General features: G+C 38.7%; 13 protein-coding genes. 7 read left to right on the forward strand and 6 right to left on the reverse strand.

Annotated elements, in window-relative coordinates; genetic code table 11:
* Window positions 1-542: 542 nt before the first annotated feature.
* On the reverse strand, window positions 543-1,634 hold the full coding sequence (gene ychF / locus INT04_RS12835) for a redox-regulated ATPase YchF (RefSeq protein WP_193016504.1): 1,092 nt from the start codon (window positions 1,632-1,634) through the stop codon (window positions 543-545).
* A 185-nt stretch (window positions 1,635-1,819) separates the two neighbouring features.
* Window positions 1,820-2,404, reverse strand: a complete 585-nt coding sequence (pth, locus tag INT04_RS12840; RefSeq protein WP_193016505.1) for an aminoacyl-tRNA hydrolase — start codon at window positions 2,402-2,404, stop codon at window positions 1,820-1,822.
* Window positions 2,405-2,750: 346 nt separating this feature from the next.
* On the opposite strand from pth, the gene ychH reads away from it, so the two are divergent.
* Window positions 2,751-3,029, forward strand: coding sequence for a stress-induced protein YchH (gene ychH, locus INT04_RS12845; RefSeq protein WP_193016506.1), 279 nt, complete (start codon window positions 2,751-2,753; stop codon window positions 3,027-3,029).
* Window positions 3,030-3,283: 254 nt separating this feature from the next.
* On the opposite strand, the gene prs is transcribed toward ychH, so the two are convergent.
* The 3 genes from prs to lolB all read right to left on the reverse strand — a co-directional run bounded on the left by prs (window position 3,284) and on the right by lolB (window position 5,829).
* Window positions 3,284-4,231 (reverse strand): ribose-phosphate diphosphokinase, encoded by a 948-nt coding sequence (gene prs, locus INT04_RS12850; RefSeq protein WP_193016507.1) that lies wholly within the window; start codon window positions 4,229-4,231, stop codon window positions 3,284-3,286.
* 87 nt (window positions 4,232-4,318) lie between these two features.
* Complete coding sequence (gene ispE / locus INT04_RS12855; RefSeq protein ID WP_193016508.1) at window positions 4,319-5,194, reverse strand: 4-(cytidine 5'-diphospho)-2-C-methyl-D-erythritol kinase; 876 nt, start codon at window positions 5,192-5,194, stop codon at window positions 4,319-4,321.
* On the reverse strand, window positions 5,191-5,829 hold the full coding sequence (gene lolB, locus INT04_RS12860) for a lipoprotein insertase outer membrane protein LolB (RefSeq protein ID WP_193016509.1): 639 nt from the start codon (window positions 5,827-5,829) through the stop codon (window positions 5,191-5,193). The genes ispE and lolB overlap by 4 nt, the downstream gene beginning before the upstream one ends.
* 240 nt (window positions 5,830-6,069) lie before the next feature.
* Here lolB and hemA point away from each other — a divergent pair, with 240 nt between their 5' ends.
* Genes hemA through INT04_RS12890 form a run of 6 tightly spaced genes read left to right on the forward strand, consistent with a single transcriptional unit; the run spans window position 6,070 to window position 11,933 of the window.
* On the forward strand, window positions 6,070-7,332 hold the full coding sequence (gene hemA / locus INT04_RS12865; protein ID WP_193016510.1) for a glutamyl-tRNA reductase: 1,263 nt from the start codon (window positions 6,070-6,072) through the stop codon (window positions 7,330-7,332).
* Between the two features lie 28 nt (window positions 7,333-7,360).
* Entirely contained in the window at window positions 7,361-8,443 is a 1,083-nt protein-coding gene (gene prfA, locus INT04_RS12870) for a peptide chain release factor 1 (RefSeq protein WP_193016511.1), read from the forward strand.
* Complete coding sequence (gene prmC, locus INT04_RS12875) at window positions 8,443-9,291, forward strand: peptide chain release factor N(5)-glutamine methyltransferase (protein WP_193016512.1); 849 nt, start codon at window positions 8,443-8,445, stop codon at window positions 9,289-9,291. The genes prfA and prmC overlap by 1 nt, the downstream gene beginning before the upstream one ends.
* On the forward strand, window positions 9,275-10,084 hold the full coding sequence (sirB1, locus tag INT04_RS12880) for an invasion regulator SirB1 (RefSeq protein WP_193016594.1): 810 nt from the start codon (window positions 9,275-9,277) through the stop codon (window positions 10,082-10,084). The genes prmC and sirB1 overlap by 17 nt, the downstream gene beginning before the upstream one ends.
* Window positions 10,085-10,137: 53 nt before the next feature.
* Window positions 10,138-10,992: a 3-deoxy-8-phosphooctulonate synthase gene (gene kdsA, locus INT04_RS12885; RefSeq protein ID WP_193016513.1), complete on the forward strand. Its 855-nt coding sequence runs from the start codon at window positions 10,138-10,140 to the stop codon at window positions 10,990-10,992.
* A gap of 8 nt (window positions 10,993-11,000) precedes the next feature.
* Complete coding sequence (locus INT04_RS12890) at window positions 11,001-11,933, forward strand: TIGR01212 family radical SAM protein (RefSeq protein ID WP_193016514.1); 933 nt, start codon at window positions 11,001-11,003, stop codon at window positions 11,931-11,933.
* 141 nt (window positions 11,934-12,074) lie between these two features.
* On the opposite strand, the gene dauA is transcribed toward INT04_RS12890, so the two are convergent.
* Window positions 12,075-13,775: a C4-dicarboxylic acid transporter DauA gene (gene dauA, locus INT04_RS12895; RefSeq protein ID WP_193016515.1), complete on the reverse strand. Its 1,701-nt coding sequence runs from the start codon at window positions 13,773-13,775 to the stop codon at window positions 12,075-12,077.
* Window positions 13,776-14,322: the final 547 nt, after the last annotated feature.

The raw sequence follows: 14,322 nt of genomic DNA on the forward strand, positions 1-14,322 counted from the left end.
TATCCAATTAAGTATTATCCCAATTTATAAGTATTTCAAATGTTTTAATTGTTATTGAATAGTGTATGATAGTTGTGTATTTAATAATTAACTGAATGTTATTTTTTATACTTAGAATTAAATAATTTAACTTAGTTATTTATACTTATCAATAACTGGTTGTGACACTCGTTATGGGTATAATTTTATTGAGTTTATCTTTATTTCTCCAAGGCTATTAAAGGTGATTTTTATACACCCTTGATCATTTTTATTAATATAAGATATATTTGGATATGGTTTGCAAAATTAAAATTACGAGTAAACATTTTAATATAGAAAATATTTTTTTATATCATTATTTTTCACATTACTATTAAATAACATCAGATGTTTAATAGAAAAATAATTATAAATATTATTTTTCTAGTATAGAATTGGCTAATTATTATTTTTATTTTTTATAATATTAATAAATATCTCTAGTATAATTTTAAGTTAATTATAAAAAAGCCTTATGAAAACATAAGGCTTTTAGAAAATAGCGAATATTTTATTTAATCTTACACATTAAATAAGAAGTTCATTACATCGCCGTCTTGAACGATATATTCTTTACCTTCTGCACGCATTTTACCAGCTTCTTTCGCGCCTTGTTCACCACCGTACGTGATAAAATCGTTATAAGCGATAGTTTGAGCACGGATAAAACCTTTTTCAAAGTCAGTGTGGATTTTGCCTGCGGCTTGTGGTGCGGTTGCACCCACAGGGATTGTCCATGCACGAACTTCTTTTACACCGGCAGTGAAGTAAGTTTGTAAGTTCAGTAATGAATAACCTGCACGAATAACACGATTTAAGCCTGGTTCTTCAATGCCTAAATCTTGCATAAACTCTTCACGTTCAGCATCTTCTAGCTCAGCAATATCTGATTCAATTGCAGCACAAACAGGGACAACAACGGAGCCTTCTGCTTCTGCAATTTTACGTACAGTTTCAAGATATGGATTATTTTCAAAACCATCTTCATTAACGTTTGCAATATACATTGTTGGCTTTAACGTTAAGAAACTTAAATAACGAATAGTCGCTTTTTCTTCTTCCGTTAAGTCCAGAGAACGTAACATGCTGGCATTTTCTAAGTGTGGTAAGCATTTTTCTAATACTTCCATCTCAGCTTTAGCAATTTTATCGCCACCTTTTGCTTTTTTCTGATTACGGTGCATTGCACGCTCACACGTATCTAAGTCAGAAAGGGCTAATTCAGTATTGATGATTTCGATATCGTCAGCAGGATCAACTTTACCTGAAACGTGAATGATATTGTCATTTTCAAAACAACGAACGACATGGCCAATTGCTTCAGTTTCACGAATATTCGTTAGGAATTGGTTACCTAAACCTTCACCTTTAGAGGCACCTTTTACTAAACCCGCGATATCAACAAATTCCATTGTTGTGGGTAAAATACGCTGTGGTTTAACAATTTCAGCCAGCTTATCTAAGCGAGGATCAGGCATTGGAACAACACCTGTGTTTGGTTCAATAGTACAGAATGGGAAGTTGGCTGCCTCAATACCGGCCTTAGTTAAGGCATTAAACAGTGTAGATTTTCCTACGTTAGGCAGACCGACGATACCACATTTAAATCCCATAAACGTTCACCTTGTCACATAAAAACAACAGGAGGGAGTGTTCCTGTTGTGTGCTGTTAAAAAAATTTGGCGCCATTATAGAACAAATCCCTGTTTGATTAAATCATCAGGGATTAATAGCACAAAAGAAGAGGGGAACTAGGCCCTCAGAATAATGAAAATTGTTTAATTTATTAACACAACAATTACGCTTTAAAGCTATGTAAGCGATTTATTGCTTTTTCATAACCATCACGCATTAAAATATCTGTACACGAAAGGGCTTCATCAATAGCGTCATCAATTAATTTTTGTTCACTCATTGGTGGTTTGCCTAATACAAAGCCAACAACTTTATTTTTATCACCAGGATGACCAATACCAATACGTAAACGATAAAAATTTGGGTTATTCGCAAATTTACTTTGAATGTCTTTTAATCCGTTATGACCGCCATTACCACCACCTAATTTCATTTTGGCAACACCAGGAGGTAAATCAAGTTCATCGTGCGCCACTAAAATTTCATCAAGCTCAATACGATAGAAATTAGCCATCGCCTGCACGGCTTTACCACTTAAGTTCATAAAGGTGGTCGGGACTAATAATCGAACATCATTACCATTCAAATTAATGCGTGCGGTGTAACCAAAGAATTTACTCTCTTCTTTTAGAGATTGTTGATGACGTTGAGCCAATAAATCTACATACCAAGCACCCGCATTATGACGAGTCTGGGCATAATCTGCACCGGGGTTTGCTAACCCGACGATAAGTTTAATTTTACTCACAATAGCCTTTCATTGTTATCGTCTAAAAAGAAAGCCCATAGTTTACCTGTCTACGCGCCGAAGCACAAAATAGATTGCATTGAACGTTTTTAGAAGCCATTAGTGAACGAAATGTTGACGTTTTGATTTAACAAAAAGAGCGAAAGCGTTAAAAATAACGTTATTTTCTTTTTAAAAGAAATAAAAACACATTTTTTGTGAAGATTTGTCAGTGAATTTCAGAACGATGTGATCGCTTCGACAATACCTTCTTAGTATTTATGGCTATAATAACTGCAATGAATAAAAGGTTATTCGAAGTGTTTTGGTGTTGAATCGTCAGATGACGCGCTTGTGGAGGTGTAACATGAAATATAAACATGCATTTGCGGTTGGTAATTTATGTATGGCTACGGGGATGGTTGTGATGCTCAGTAGCTTGGGTTATACACTTTTTAGCCATATCTTCCCATTAGGACTTCCTGAATTTTTAGCCGATATCTCTTTAATGGGGATCTTTATTGGTGCTCTAGTTTGGTTAGCGGGCGCCCGTATTGGTGGTAGAGAAACAATAGCAGAAAGGTATTGGTGGTTACGTAATCATGATGAACGTTATCGTCGCCATGATAATCATCGTTATCCATAATGTTGTTATTATAAATAAATATCAGAATAGATAAAATAAAAATAATAACGGAATTTAAAATAAACTGATATTACGTGAATAACTGTTGTCATTATGCATTGTAATACACACCTATAAACCCGTTTATATTTTGTGACGGGTTTTTTATTCACTAAAATTTAATCTCTCAATAAAATTAAATGACAAAAAACCCGCTACAGCAAATGCTATAGCGGGTTTAGTTATCTCAAATTGCAATGAGTGTTTATAACAAATTAATGTTCAAACATTGCAGAGATTGACTCTTCATTACTAATACGGCGAATGGCTTCAGCCAACATGCCTGAAAGCGTCAATGAACGGACTTTATTTAATGCTTTGATTTCTGCTGACAATGGAATTGTATCGCAAACAATCACTTCATCAATAACAGAGCTTTTGATGTTCTCAACAGCATTACCAGAGAAGATTGGGTGAGTTGCATAAGCAAATACACGTTTAGCACCACGTTCTTTCAGTGCTTCAGCCGCTTTACATAATGTACCACCTGTGTCGATCATATCGTCAACAAGGATACAGTCGCGATTCGCAACATCACCAATAATATGCATAACTTGAGAAACGTTAGCACGAGGGCGACGTTTATCAATGATAGCCATATCGGTGTCATTTAGCAGTTTTGCGATAGCACGAGCGCGAACAACACCGCCAATATCTGGAGAAACAACAATAGGGTTGTCCAAATCTTTTTGAAGCATATCTTCTAAAAGAATTGGGCTGCCGAAGACATTGTCAACCGGTACATCAAAGAACCCTTGGATTTGTTCTGCGTGTAAGTCGCAGGTTAAAACGCGGTCTACGCCTACACTAGATAAGAAATCCGCAACAACTTTTGCCGTAATAGGAACACGGGCTGAACGAACACGGCGATCCTGACGGGCATAACCGAAGTAAGGAATAACAGCAGTGATACGACCAGCGGAAGCTCGACGTAATGCGTCAACCATGACCACTAATTCCATTAAATTATCATTAGTAGGTGCACAGGTTGATTGAATGATAAATACATCACCACCACGTACGTTTTCGTTGATTTGCACACTGACTTCACCGTCGCTAAAACGACCTACAGCCGCGTCTCCTAGGCTAGTGTAGAGTCGGTTGGCAACACGTTGAGCCAGTTCCGGGGTTGCGTTACCAGCAAAAAGCTTCATATCGGGCACGAGAAAAACCTCAGGCTTGCGTCCAGAGAGAGATATTGTTGACCTGTAAAGAACGTGTTTATGAACATAGGGTTTGTAAACATCATCTTACGGGTGCAATAACACAGGTATCCTTGAGCGGAATAAATGCAGAGGAGAAATGTTGACGCCTTGCGCTACAAATCCATGCACCCACTCAGGGGCGTTAATTAACACTTCACTAGCGGCAACTTGTGATTCGAACTCACCGAACACACAGGCACCTGTCCCAGTTAAGCGTGACGGAGCATATTCTAACAGCCACGAAAGCAGATATTCAACCTCACGAAAACGTTTTCTTGCGATCATTTCACAGTCATTCTCGAACGGAGCCTTTAATAATGCGCCAAGAGAGCGAATAGGAGAATTACGTTTTAATTCTGGATCTGTGAAGATTGTCGGTGTTGGAATGGAAATTCCGGGGTGTGCAACTAAATACCATTGCTCTTTCGGGTCAGCAAAGGTCAAAATTTCACCAACACCTTCGGCGAACGCTGCATGACCTTTTACAAAAACGGGAACATCAGCGCCTAAACTCATCCCTAATTCGGCTAAGGTTTCATCACTTAGACCCGCCTGCCAATGGTAATTAAGTGCAATGAGTGTCGTTGCGGCGTTCGATGAACCTCCACCTAAGCCACCTCCCATTGGGAGCTTTTTATCAACACGAATATCTGCGCCGTAAAATTGCAAAGCAATATTATGTTGTTGGCAATAATCACGCAGTAATTTAGCAGCTTTAATAATTAAATTATCTTCATCTTTTACACCCTCTATAGGCGTTAAGATAGTTAATTGAGTATCATCACGAGGTGTAATGGTTAATGTATCGCCATAATCTAAAAATTGAAATAGGGTTTGCAGATTGTGATAACCATCGGGACGCTTTCCCGTAATATAGAGAAAAAGGTTTAATTTGGCAGGAGATGGCCAATTTAGTGTCATTGCTGTATATCCCAATTATCCATTTTTAATTTGATAATGCGTTCACCTTGTTTTAACTCGAGGCGTTGTGGCAAGTTGGGAGTCGTGCTTGAATCATAAGCTTGATAAGTGACGACCCATTCACCTTCAGGTGCAGGTAGGGTGACCGATTTTAATAAATGATTTGCATCTAACTCGAAATCAGTTGCATCTCCGGGTAAACCTACCAGCCATGCTCGTAAATTTTTTAGTGGAATAACCATTCCTGTGAGCTGATAGATCATTTCAGCAGGGTTATCGCTATAATATTTTTGACCTTTATTATCCGTAACTTCAATCACACCAGGCATAACATTTAAATCAAGTTCTGTGGTGCCTAATGGATTGGTTAACAATAAACGATAACGCTCATCTGCTTTGTCTTGCCAATAGAAACGGGCATAGGTTTTGCTGGTATCTTCCATATAAGCAAAAGCGCCTCGCGTTTCATATTGTGAAATATTCTTTAATACTTGTTGGCGAGCTTGCCATTGAACATCATTATCAGAAGCTGAACCCTGCGTTTTTATCTGATTTAGATTACAGGCACTCAGCAATAGCGCCGTTAGCGGGATGAGGCGCAGGAGATGTTTAGTTGAAAAAAAGCGTGAACGCATAGCTGAGACATTCCTTTAATTCGTTATTAGTTGAAAAAAAGAGTATCATAAACCTTATGATTTAACGATATTTCGTTAAATTGTGTATAGAAATCCCCTATCACTCAAGTAAGCTCTTTTATTGAATCTGTTCATCAAGTAGAATGGCGGAAATAAAGAGTCCATACTAAATGCGCTGTTTTAGGTTTACACTAAGTCAAGTCGCGAGGCAGTATTTATTCATAACTCGATATAGTTGATATGACGTTATTAGCATTAGGTATTAATCATAAAACAGCCCCCGTTGCTTTACGTGAGAAAGTCTCTTTTTCTCCCGATACCATGGGTGATGCCTTAAATAACCTCTTACAGCAACCCGCTGTCAGAGGCGGTGTTGTGCTGTCTACCTGTAACCGTACTGAGCTCTATCTTAGTATGGAAGACAAAGAAAATAGCCATGAGCAATTGATCCGCTGGTTATGTCAATATCACCAAATAGAGCCAAATGAACTGCAAAGCAGTATTTATTGGCATCAAGATAATCAAGCTGTTAGCCATTTAATGCGAGTGGCAAGCGGTTTGGACTCTTTGGTATTAGGTGAGCCTCAAATTTTAGGGCAAGTAAAAAAAGCCTTTGCCGATTCTCAAAATTACGACTCGCTCTCTTCAGAGCTGGAACGTTTGTTTCAGAAATCTTTTTCAGTTGCGAAAAGAGTGAGAACAGAAACACAAATCGGTGCCAATGCGGTTTCTGTCGCTTTTGCAGCATGTACCTTAGCGCGTCAAATCTTTGAATCGTTATCCTCTCTGACCATTTTATTAGTGGGAGCAGGTGAGACGATAGAGTTAGTGGCTCGTCACTTACGTGAACATCAAGTCAAAAAAATCATTATTGCTAACCGTACTAAAGAGCGTGCTCAGCGTTTAGCGAGTGAAGTTGATGCGGAGGTCATTACGTTATCTGAGATTGATGAATGCCTAGCACAAGCTGATATTGTCATTAGTTCTACCGCAAGTCCTTTACCCATTATTGGGAAAGGAATGGTTGAAAGGGCGCTTAAAAAACGTCGTAATCAACCCATGTTGCTGGTGGATATTGCAGTACCTCGTGATATTGAGCAGGATGTTGAAAAGCTGAATAACGTCTATCTTTATAGCGTTGATGATTTAGAAGCAATTATTCAACATAATCGTGAACAGCGCCAAGCGGCTGCTGTTCAGGCTGAACATATTGTCCAACAAGAAAGTGGACAATTTATGGATTGGCTGCGTGCTCAAGGTGCTGTTGGCGCAATTCGAGAATATCGAGACAGCGCAGAGACGTTACGTGCAGAAATGACAGAAAAAGCCATCACGTTGATACAAAATGGAGCTGATGCGGAAAAAGTCATTCAACAGCTCTCTCATCAATTGATGAATCGTCTTATTCACACACCAACGAAATCTCTTCAACAGGCCGCCAGTGATGGTGATATCGAACGCCTGAATCTATTACGTGAAAGTTTGGGTATTACCCATAATTAACTTTGTCTAACAGGATCTTAATCTACGAATGAAGCCTTCTATTGTCGCTAAGTTGGAAGCTCTACAAGAGCGTTATGAAGAAATTCAGGCACTTCTGTCAGAAGCCGATGTGATTGCCTCTCAGGAGCGTTTTCGTGCGCTTTCAAAAGAATACTCTCAATTAACCGACGTCACGGCTTGTTTTAGTCAATGGCGAAAAGTGCAAGACGACATCGAAGCAGCAGAAATGATGCTTGATGATCCTGAAATGAAAGAGATGGCGCAAGAAGAGCTGAAAGAAGCACAAACATTAAATGATAATTTAGAGCAACAGCTACAAGTACTGTTATTGCCTAAAGATCCTGATGATGAATTTAACTGTTTTCTTGAAATTCGTGCAGGAACAGGAGGCGATGAAGCTGCGCTATTTGCGGGTGACTTATTCCGCATGTATAGCCGTTATGCAGAATCGCGACGCTGGCGTATTGAAGTCATGAATGCGAACGAAGGTGAGCATGGTGGCTATAAAGAGGTCATTGCAAAAGTAATTGGTGATGGTGCCTATGGGGTATTGAAGTTTGAATCCGGTGGCCACCGTGTTCAGCGCGTACCTGAAACAGAATCTCAAGGTCGTATTCATACCTCGGCTTGTACGGTTGCGGTATTAGCTGAAGTGCCAGAAGCCGAATTACCTGACATTAGCCCAAGTGATTTGCGTATTGATACATTTCGTTCATCGGGTGCCGGTGGTCAGCACGTTAATACCACCGATTCGGCAATTCGTATTACGCATATTCCAACAGGGATTGTGGTGGAGTGTCAGGATGAACGTTCACAACATAAAAATAAAGCGAAAGCAATGTCTGTATTAGGGGCGCGTATTCGTGCAGCTGAAATGCAAAAGCGTCATGAAGCTGAGGCTTCTGAGCGTCGCAACTTATTAGGCTCAGGCGATCGTTCTGATCGTATACGGACGTATAACTTTCCACAAGGTCGCGTCACAGATCACCGGATTAACCTCACATTTTATCGCTTAGATGAAGTGATGGAAGGAAAGTTAGATCCACTTATTCAACCTATTGTCACTGAATACCAAGCAGATCAGCTTTCTGCACTTTCTGAGTTAAATTAATGAATTATGAACAATGGCTGCATCAAGCAGCCTTGCAATTAATTGAAAGTGATAGTCCTAAACGAGATGCTGAAATTATTCTTGGGCATGTAACACAACGTGCCCGAACGTATTTAATTGCTTTTAATGAAACGTTACTTTCACAAGATGAGTTAGCGCAATTATCACAATTACTCGCTCGGCGTATTAAAGGCGAGCCTATCGCCTATTTAGTGGGCGAAAGAGAGTTTTGGTCACTGCCTTTAAAAGTCTCACCAACCACATTAATTCCCCGCCCTGATACTGAATGCCTTGTTGAGCAAGCGTTAGAAAAACTTCCCACAGTACCAACAAATATTCTTGATTTGGGTACAGGAACAGGTGCAATAGCCCTAGCTATGGCATCAGAACGTCCTGATTGCCATATTATCGGCGTGGACTTTCAAACTGAGGCAGTTGCGCTAGCCCAAGAGAATGCGACCCACTTAGCATTAAACAACACTGAATTTATGGAAAGTTGTTGGTTTAGTTCACTCTCAGGGTATCAATTTGGTATGATAATTAGTAATCCTCCTTACATAGATGAAAATGATGAGCATATTCATCAAGGAGATGTTCGTTTTGAACCTTTAACCGCATTAGTTTCTGGTAAAAATGGTTTTGCTGATATCGAAATTATCATTGAAACTGCACGTCAGTTTTTAACTGATAAAGGCTGGGTATTACTAGAACACGGCTGGCAGCAAGGTGAAGGTGTACGCAAAATTTTTACTGATAAGGGTTACTGCTGTGTGGAAACTTTCCGTGATTATGGCGGTAATGAGCGAGTGACAGTAGGTCGTTGGAATTATGATAGAAACCATAGCTGATTACGAATTTAATAAAGCCCCTTTAGTAAAGGGCATGATCCTTATCTCTCAGGCCATTCGACCTGATTTTCCGACTCCTTCGGTGAGTTATCAGCTAGCTCAATTAGTTGAGCAAGCAGAAGCTGAAATTCCCCAGCAAGGAAACACCAAAGAGAAAATAGAAGCCTTGTTAAAACTGTTTTATAAACAGTGGCATTTTAGTGGTGCGAGTGGCAAATATTGCCTTTCTGATACTCTATGGTTAGATAAAGTATTGGCGACCCACATAGGTTCTCCTGTCTCACTGGGGTCGATTCTTATTTATATTGCACAAGCCTTAAACCTACCATTAGCGCCTGTTATTTATCCTACACAACTCATTATTAGAATAGATATTCCTAATGAACAAACGCTATTTTTAAACCCAATAAATGGTGAATATTTATCACAACATACCCTAGAAATTTGGTTAAAAGGGAATGTAGGAAATAATGCTGTGTTATTAGACGCTGATTTAGAAGAATCAGAATACAGCTCCATTATTCGTAAGCTTTTAGATACGTTGAAAGTTTCTTTAATGGAAGAAAAAAATATGGAGCAAGCATTAAAAGCAAGTGAAACTGTTTTAATGTTTGATCCCGAAGATCCTTATGAGATAAGAGATCGCGGGCTGATTTTTGCTCAGTTAGAGTGTCATCATGTGGCTATTTCTGACTTAAACTATTTTGTTGAGCAATGCCCAGAAGATCCCATTTCAGAGATGATCAAAATTCAAATTCATTCGATAGAACAGCATGCTATTGTTCTACATTAAAAATTTAAATACGTACTATTAAAATAGTATTTACAAACAGTATAGGAATAAATATGCAACATAAAGTGGTGAATATTGGTGATATCAAGGTAGCAAATGATCTACCCTTTGTGCTTTTTGGTGGCATGAATGTATTAGAATCGCGCGATTTAGCCATGCGTATTTGTGAACACTACGTCACTGTTACTCAAAAGCTGAATATTCCTTATGTATTTAAAGCTTCTTTTGATAAAGCAAACCGTTCTTCTATCCACTCTTATCGTGGTCCTGGTTTAGAAGAAGGAATGAAAATTTTCCAAGAGTTAAAAGAGACTTTTGGCGTTAAAATTATTACAGATGTTCATGAAGCCTCACAAGCACAGCCAGTATCAGAAGTGGTTGATGTGATTCAATTACCGGCATTTTTAGCACGTCAAACAGATCTTGTTGAAGCAATGGCGAAAACAGGTGCTGTGATCAACGTAAAAAAACCTCAGTTTGTTAGTCCTGGTCAAATGGGGAATATCGTTGATAAGTTTAAAGAAGGCGGCAATGACCAAGTTATTCTATGTGATCGTGGGAGTAACTTTGGTTACGATAACTTGGTTGTTGATATGCTAGGTTTCCATGTCATGATGCAGGCTTCTCAAGGCGCCCCCGTTATTTTTGACGTAACACATTCACTGCAATGCCGTGACCCGTTTGGTGCTGCATCGGGTGGGCGCCGTGCACAAGTTGCAGAGTTAGCGCGAGCAGGTATGGCAGTGGGTCTTGCAGGCTTATTTCTGGAAGCTCATCCAGATCCAGAAAATGCACGTTGTGACGGCCCATCTGCATTACCACTTGCTAAGTTAGAGCCATTCTTAGCTCAAATTAAAGCAATTGATGATGTGGTAAAAAACTTTCCTGAGTTAGATACCAGCAAATAAATTACGTTATGCAACTGCATACAGTCGTGAATATGTTCGGCGCTGATCTTCAGCGCCGTTATCACGAAAAAATTCATAAAATCACCCTCCATGGCGGTTTCAATTGTCCTAATCGAGATGGCACATTAGGGCGTGGTGGCTGCACTTTTTGTAATGTCTCTTCGTTTGCAAATGAGCAAACACAATTCAGTTCTATTGAAGAACAAATCACACAACAAGCTAAACGTATTGATCGTGCTCGCCGTTATCTGGCCTATTTTCAAGCCTATACCAGTACTTATGCAGAAGTAGAGTATTTGCGAATAATGTACGAAACGGCATTATTACAAGCGAATATTGTGGGATTGTGCGTCGGAACACGCCCTGATTGCGTGCCTGTTAGCGTATTGGATTTATTACAAGGCTACCATGACCAAGGTTATGAAGTGTGGTTAGAATTAGGGTTACAAACTGCGCATAATAAAATACTTAAACATATTAACCGTGGACATGATTTTCAGTGCTACCAAGCGACGACACGCGAAGCCCGTCGTCGAGGTTTAAAAGTGTGTACGCACCTTATTGTAGGATTACCCCGAGAAGACCATTTACTTAATATGCAAACCTTAACGCGTGTTGTCGAAACAGGTACTGATGGGCTTAAATTACACCCTTTGCATATTGTTGAAGGCAGTACGATAGCGAAAGCATGGAAAGCAGGGCGTATTAACGCATTGACACAAGAGCAATATGTGTATACCGCGGGTGAGATGATCCGATATACACCTCCTGACATTATTTATCATCGCGTAAGCGCCAGTGCCAGAAAACCGACTTTATTAGCCCCTGAATGGTGTGAAAATCACTGGCTGGGAATGAATGCACTTTATCAAGATTTATTAAAAAAGGGTGTGCAAGGAAGTGGGATAAATAAACCATTTCAATCTTATTTAAATAAGTAATTTGGTTTTGATGACTCATTAAAAGTTTATTTAAATTTGATTTGTATTTTTTTGAATTAAAAATTATTTGGATTTCAGCCTTTAATCATTAATAAATAAGTGATTAAAGGCTGAGTTATTCTCGGGTATTTTAGAAAGCTATTACTGAATTAACTCCAAATCATCCAATGCTTTTTGTAATGAAGGATAAAAATTCAGTTCTCCTTCAATGGGAGTGACTCGCGCTCTTGCTAAGGTTTTTAAAGGTTGAAAAGGAATATCACAAACAATTACATGCGTGTCATGTTTTACATCAGTCACAAAATGTTGGAATGCATGTAAGCCCCCAGCATCTAAGACTGGCACGGCATCCCACTGCATAATAACGGTCTTATAACCCTTACTACGCTCACGTAATTCATTAAAAATACGCTCTGCCGCAGCAAAGAATAATGGGCCATTAATACGCACAACTAATAATTGTTTATCATCATCGGTATAAGGGGATTCGGTTATTTTGGTCATATTCGCGATACGACGCATAAATAATAATGAAGCCAATACAATACCGATAGTAATTGCAATCACCATATCAAAGAGAACGGTGAGCGATAAACATAATACTAAGACAATAATATCGTCTTTAGGGGCGTGACGAATAAGGTCAATAACTTTACGCGCTTCACTCATATTCCATGCAACAATTAATAACAATGCTGACATCGCTGCTAAAGGTAGATAAGAAAGAAAGGGCGCTAATACAAGTAAGGTGAGTAATACTAATAATGAGTGAACAATAGCAGAAACCGGTGATGTCGCACCTGCACGCACGTTAGCCGCTGAACGAGCAATTGCTGCTGTGGCAGTAATACCACCAAAGAAGGGGGCGACAATATTACCGACACCTTGACCCACTAATTCACCATTAGAGTGGTGCTTTTTACCTGTCATACCATCAAGAACAACTGCACATAATAGCGATTCAATTGCTCCCAACATTGCCATTGAGAAAGCTGCTGGTAATAAAGCAGAAACAGTACTCCAATTTAATTCCAAAGAAGCACCAGTGCTTGGTAAATTCCAAGGTAAGACAAACTGAGGCAGAATGGGCGGAATGCCTTGCCCGGTAGAACCATTTGGAAGCATATAACTAAATTGAGAGCCAATAGTCGCAACATCATGACCTAATAAATTAACAACACCCATTACTGCAGTACCCGCAATTAAAGCGGGCAAATGGCCAGGTAAACGCAAATTCAATTTAGGCCAATATATTAAAACAAATAGGGTTGTCAGGCCTATAAGTGTATCACCAAGATGAATTGTAGGTAATGCTGCACCCAAGGCAATAATTTTATCAATATAGGTTTCTGGCACATGTGCCATTTCAAGACCGAAAAAGTCTTTTATTTGCATGGTGGCTATAGTGATGGCAATCCCTGAGGTAAACCCGAGTGTGACAGAAACAGGTATATACTCAATGAGCTTGCCAAAGCGAGCCAATCCCATAACGACTAAAATGATACCAGACATTAGCGTAGCGATTAGCAAACCACTTAAGCCAAATTGTTGCGAGACAGGATAAAGTATGACGACAAATGCGGCGGTGGGGCCTGAAACACTGTAGCGAGAGCCACCAGAAACAGCAATGACTATACCGGCAATAGCTGCGGTATAAAGACCGTATTGCGGAGGAACACCGCTACCTATTGCCAATGCCATAGCTAAAGGTATCGCGATAATTCCGACGGTGATCCCTGCAATAATATCTTTTAATAAACGCGCAAAAGAGTAAGGCTCTTTTACACATGCATCAATAAATGCACTAAAGGGGCGAACCCGGTTAACTTTATGAGTTTTCATTTAGGCTTAAACCAAAATAAGAAGTCAGATGCCGAATAACGGCGATAAGGAAAAGAGAGAATATCGCTTTTATTCGCTGATAATAATGTGATACATCAAATTATTAATGTATATCTTAAAGCTTAGTGAAAATTAAATCAATTAAACTAATAAGTTAAGGTAAAGAGATAATACAATGTATCTTATTGTATTTATTCTGTTGCCTACATGAAAATAAAGTTTAAATTTATTTTTAAATTATAAAAAGCGTTTTATTTTAGAATAAATGTCGTTTATTCATAAAAAGAAAAATTTAAAGATAATAAAAAGTCCTTTTATCATAAAAATACGATAGGGTTAAATAACAATGACATAACTTATAATAATGCTTTAAAAATCAATTATCAGATTTTGTTGAAATATTAGAAATTATTAAATAAAACGATTAAGCAAAAATAAAATAAAGCGAATGTTGTATACTTATGAAAATGGCATCGAAAAATGAAATAAAGTTGGCTCTGTATGATAGAAAGGATAACAAGATTAAGGAATGTGTATTTTTCGAATA

The sequence above is a fragment of the Proteus sp. FME41 genome, assembly GCF_014897315.1.
Lineage (GTDB): Bacteria > Pseudomonadota > Gammaproteobacteria > Enterobacterales > Enterobacteriaceae > Proteus.

Bases quoted from the DNA above. Each gene is read 5' to 3' on its own strand.
- kdsA (WP_193016513.1), top strand. From the start codon at position 10,138: ATGCAACATAAAGTGGTGAATATTGGTGATATCAAGGTAGCAAATGAT.
- hemA (WP_193016510.1), top strand. From the start codon at position 6,070: ATGACGTTATTAGCATTAGGTATTAATCATAAAACAGCCCCCGTTGCT.
- ispE (WP_193016508.1), bottom strand. From the start codon at position 5,194: ATGACACTAAATTGGCCATCTCCTGCCAAATTAAACCTTTTTCTCTAT.
- lolB (WP_193016509.1), bottom strand. From the start codon at position 5,829: ATGCGTTCACGCTTTTTTTCAACTAAACATCTCCTGCGCCTCATCCCG.
- prfA (WP_193016511.1), top strand. From the start codon at position 7,361: ATGAAGCCTTCTATTGTCGCTAAGTTGGAAGCTCTACAAGAGCGTTAT.
- ychH (WP_193016506.1), top strand. From the start codon at position 2,751: ATGAAATATAAACATGCATTTGCGGTTGGTAATTTATGTATGGCTACG.
- INT04_RS12890 (WP_193016514.1), top strand. From the start codon at position 11,001: ATGCAACTGCATACAGTCGTGAATATGTTCGGCGCTGATCTTCAGCGC.
- ychF (WP_193016504.1), bottom strand. From the start codon at position 1,634: ATGGGATTTAAATGTGGTATCGTCGGTCTGCCTAACGTAGGAAAATCT.
- dauA (WP_193016515.1), bottom strand. From the start codon at position 13,775: ATGAAAACTCATAAAGTTAACCGGGTTCGCCCCTTTAGTGCATTTATT.
- prmC (WP_193016512.1), top strand. From the start codon at position 8,443: ATGAATTATGAACAATGGCTGCATCAAGCAGCCTTGCAATTAATTGAA.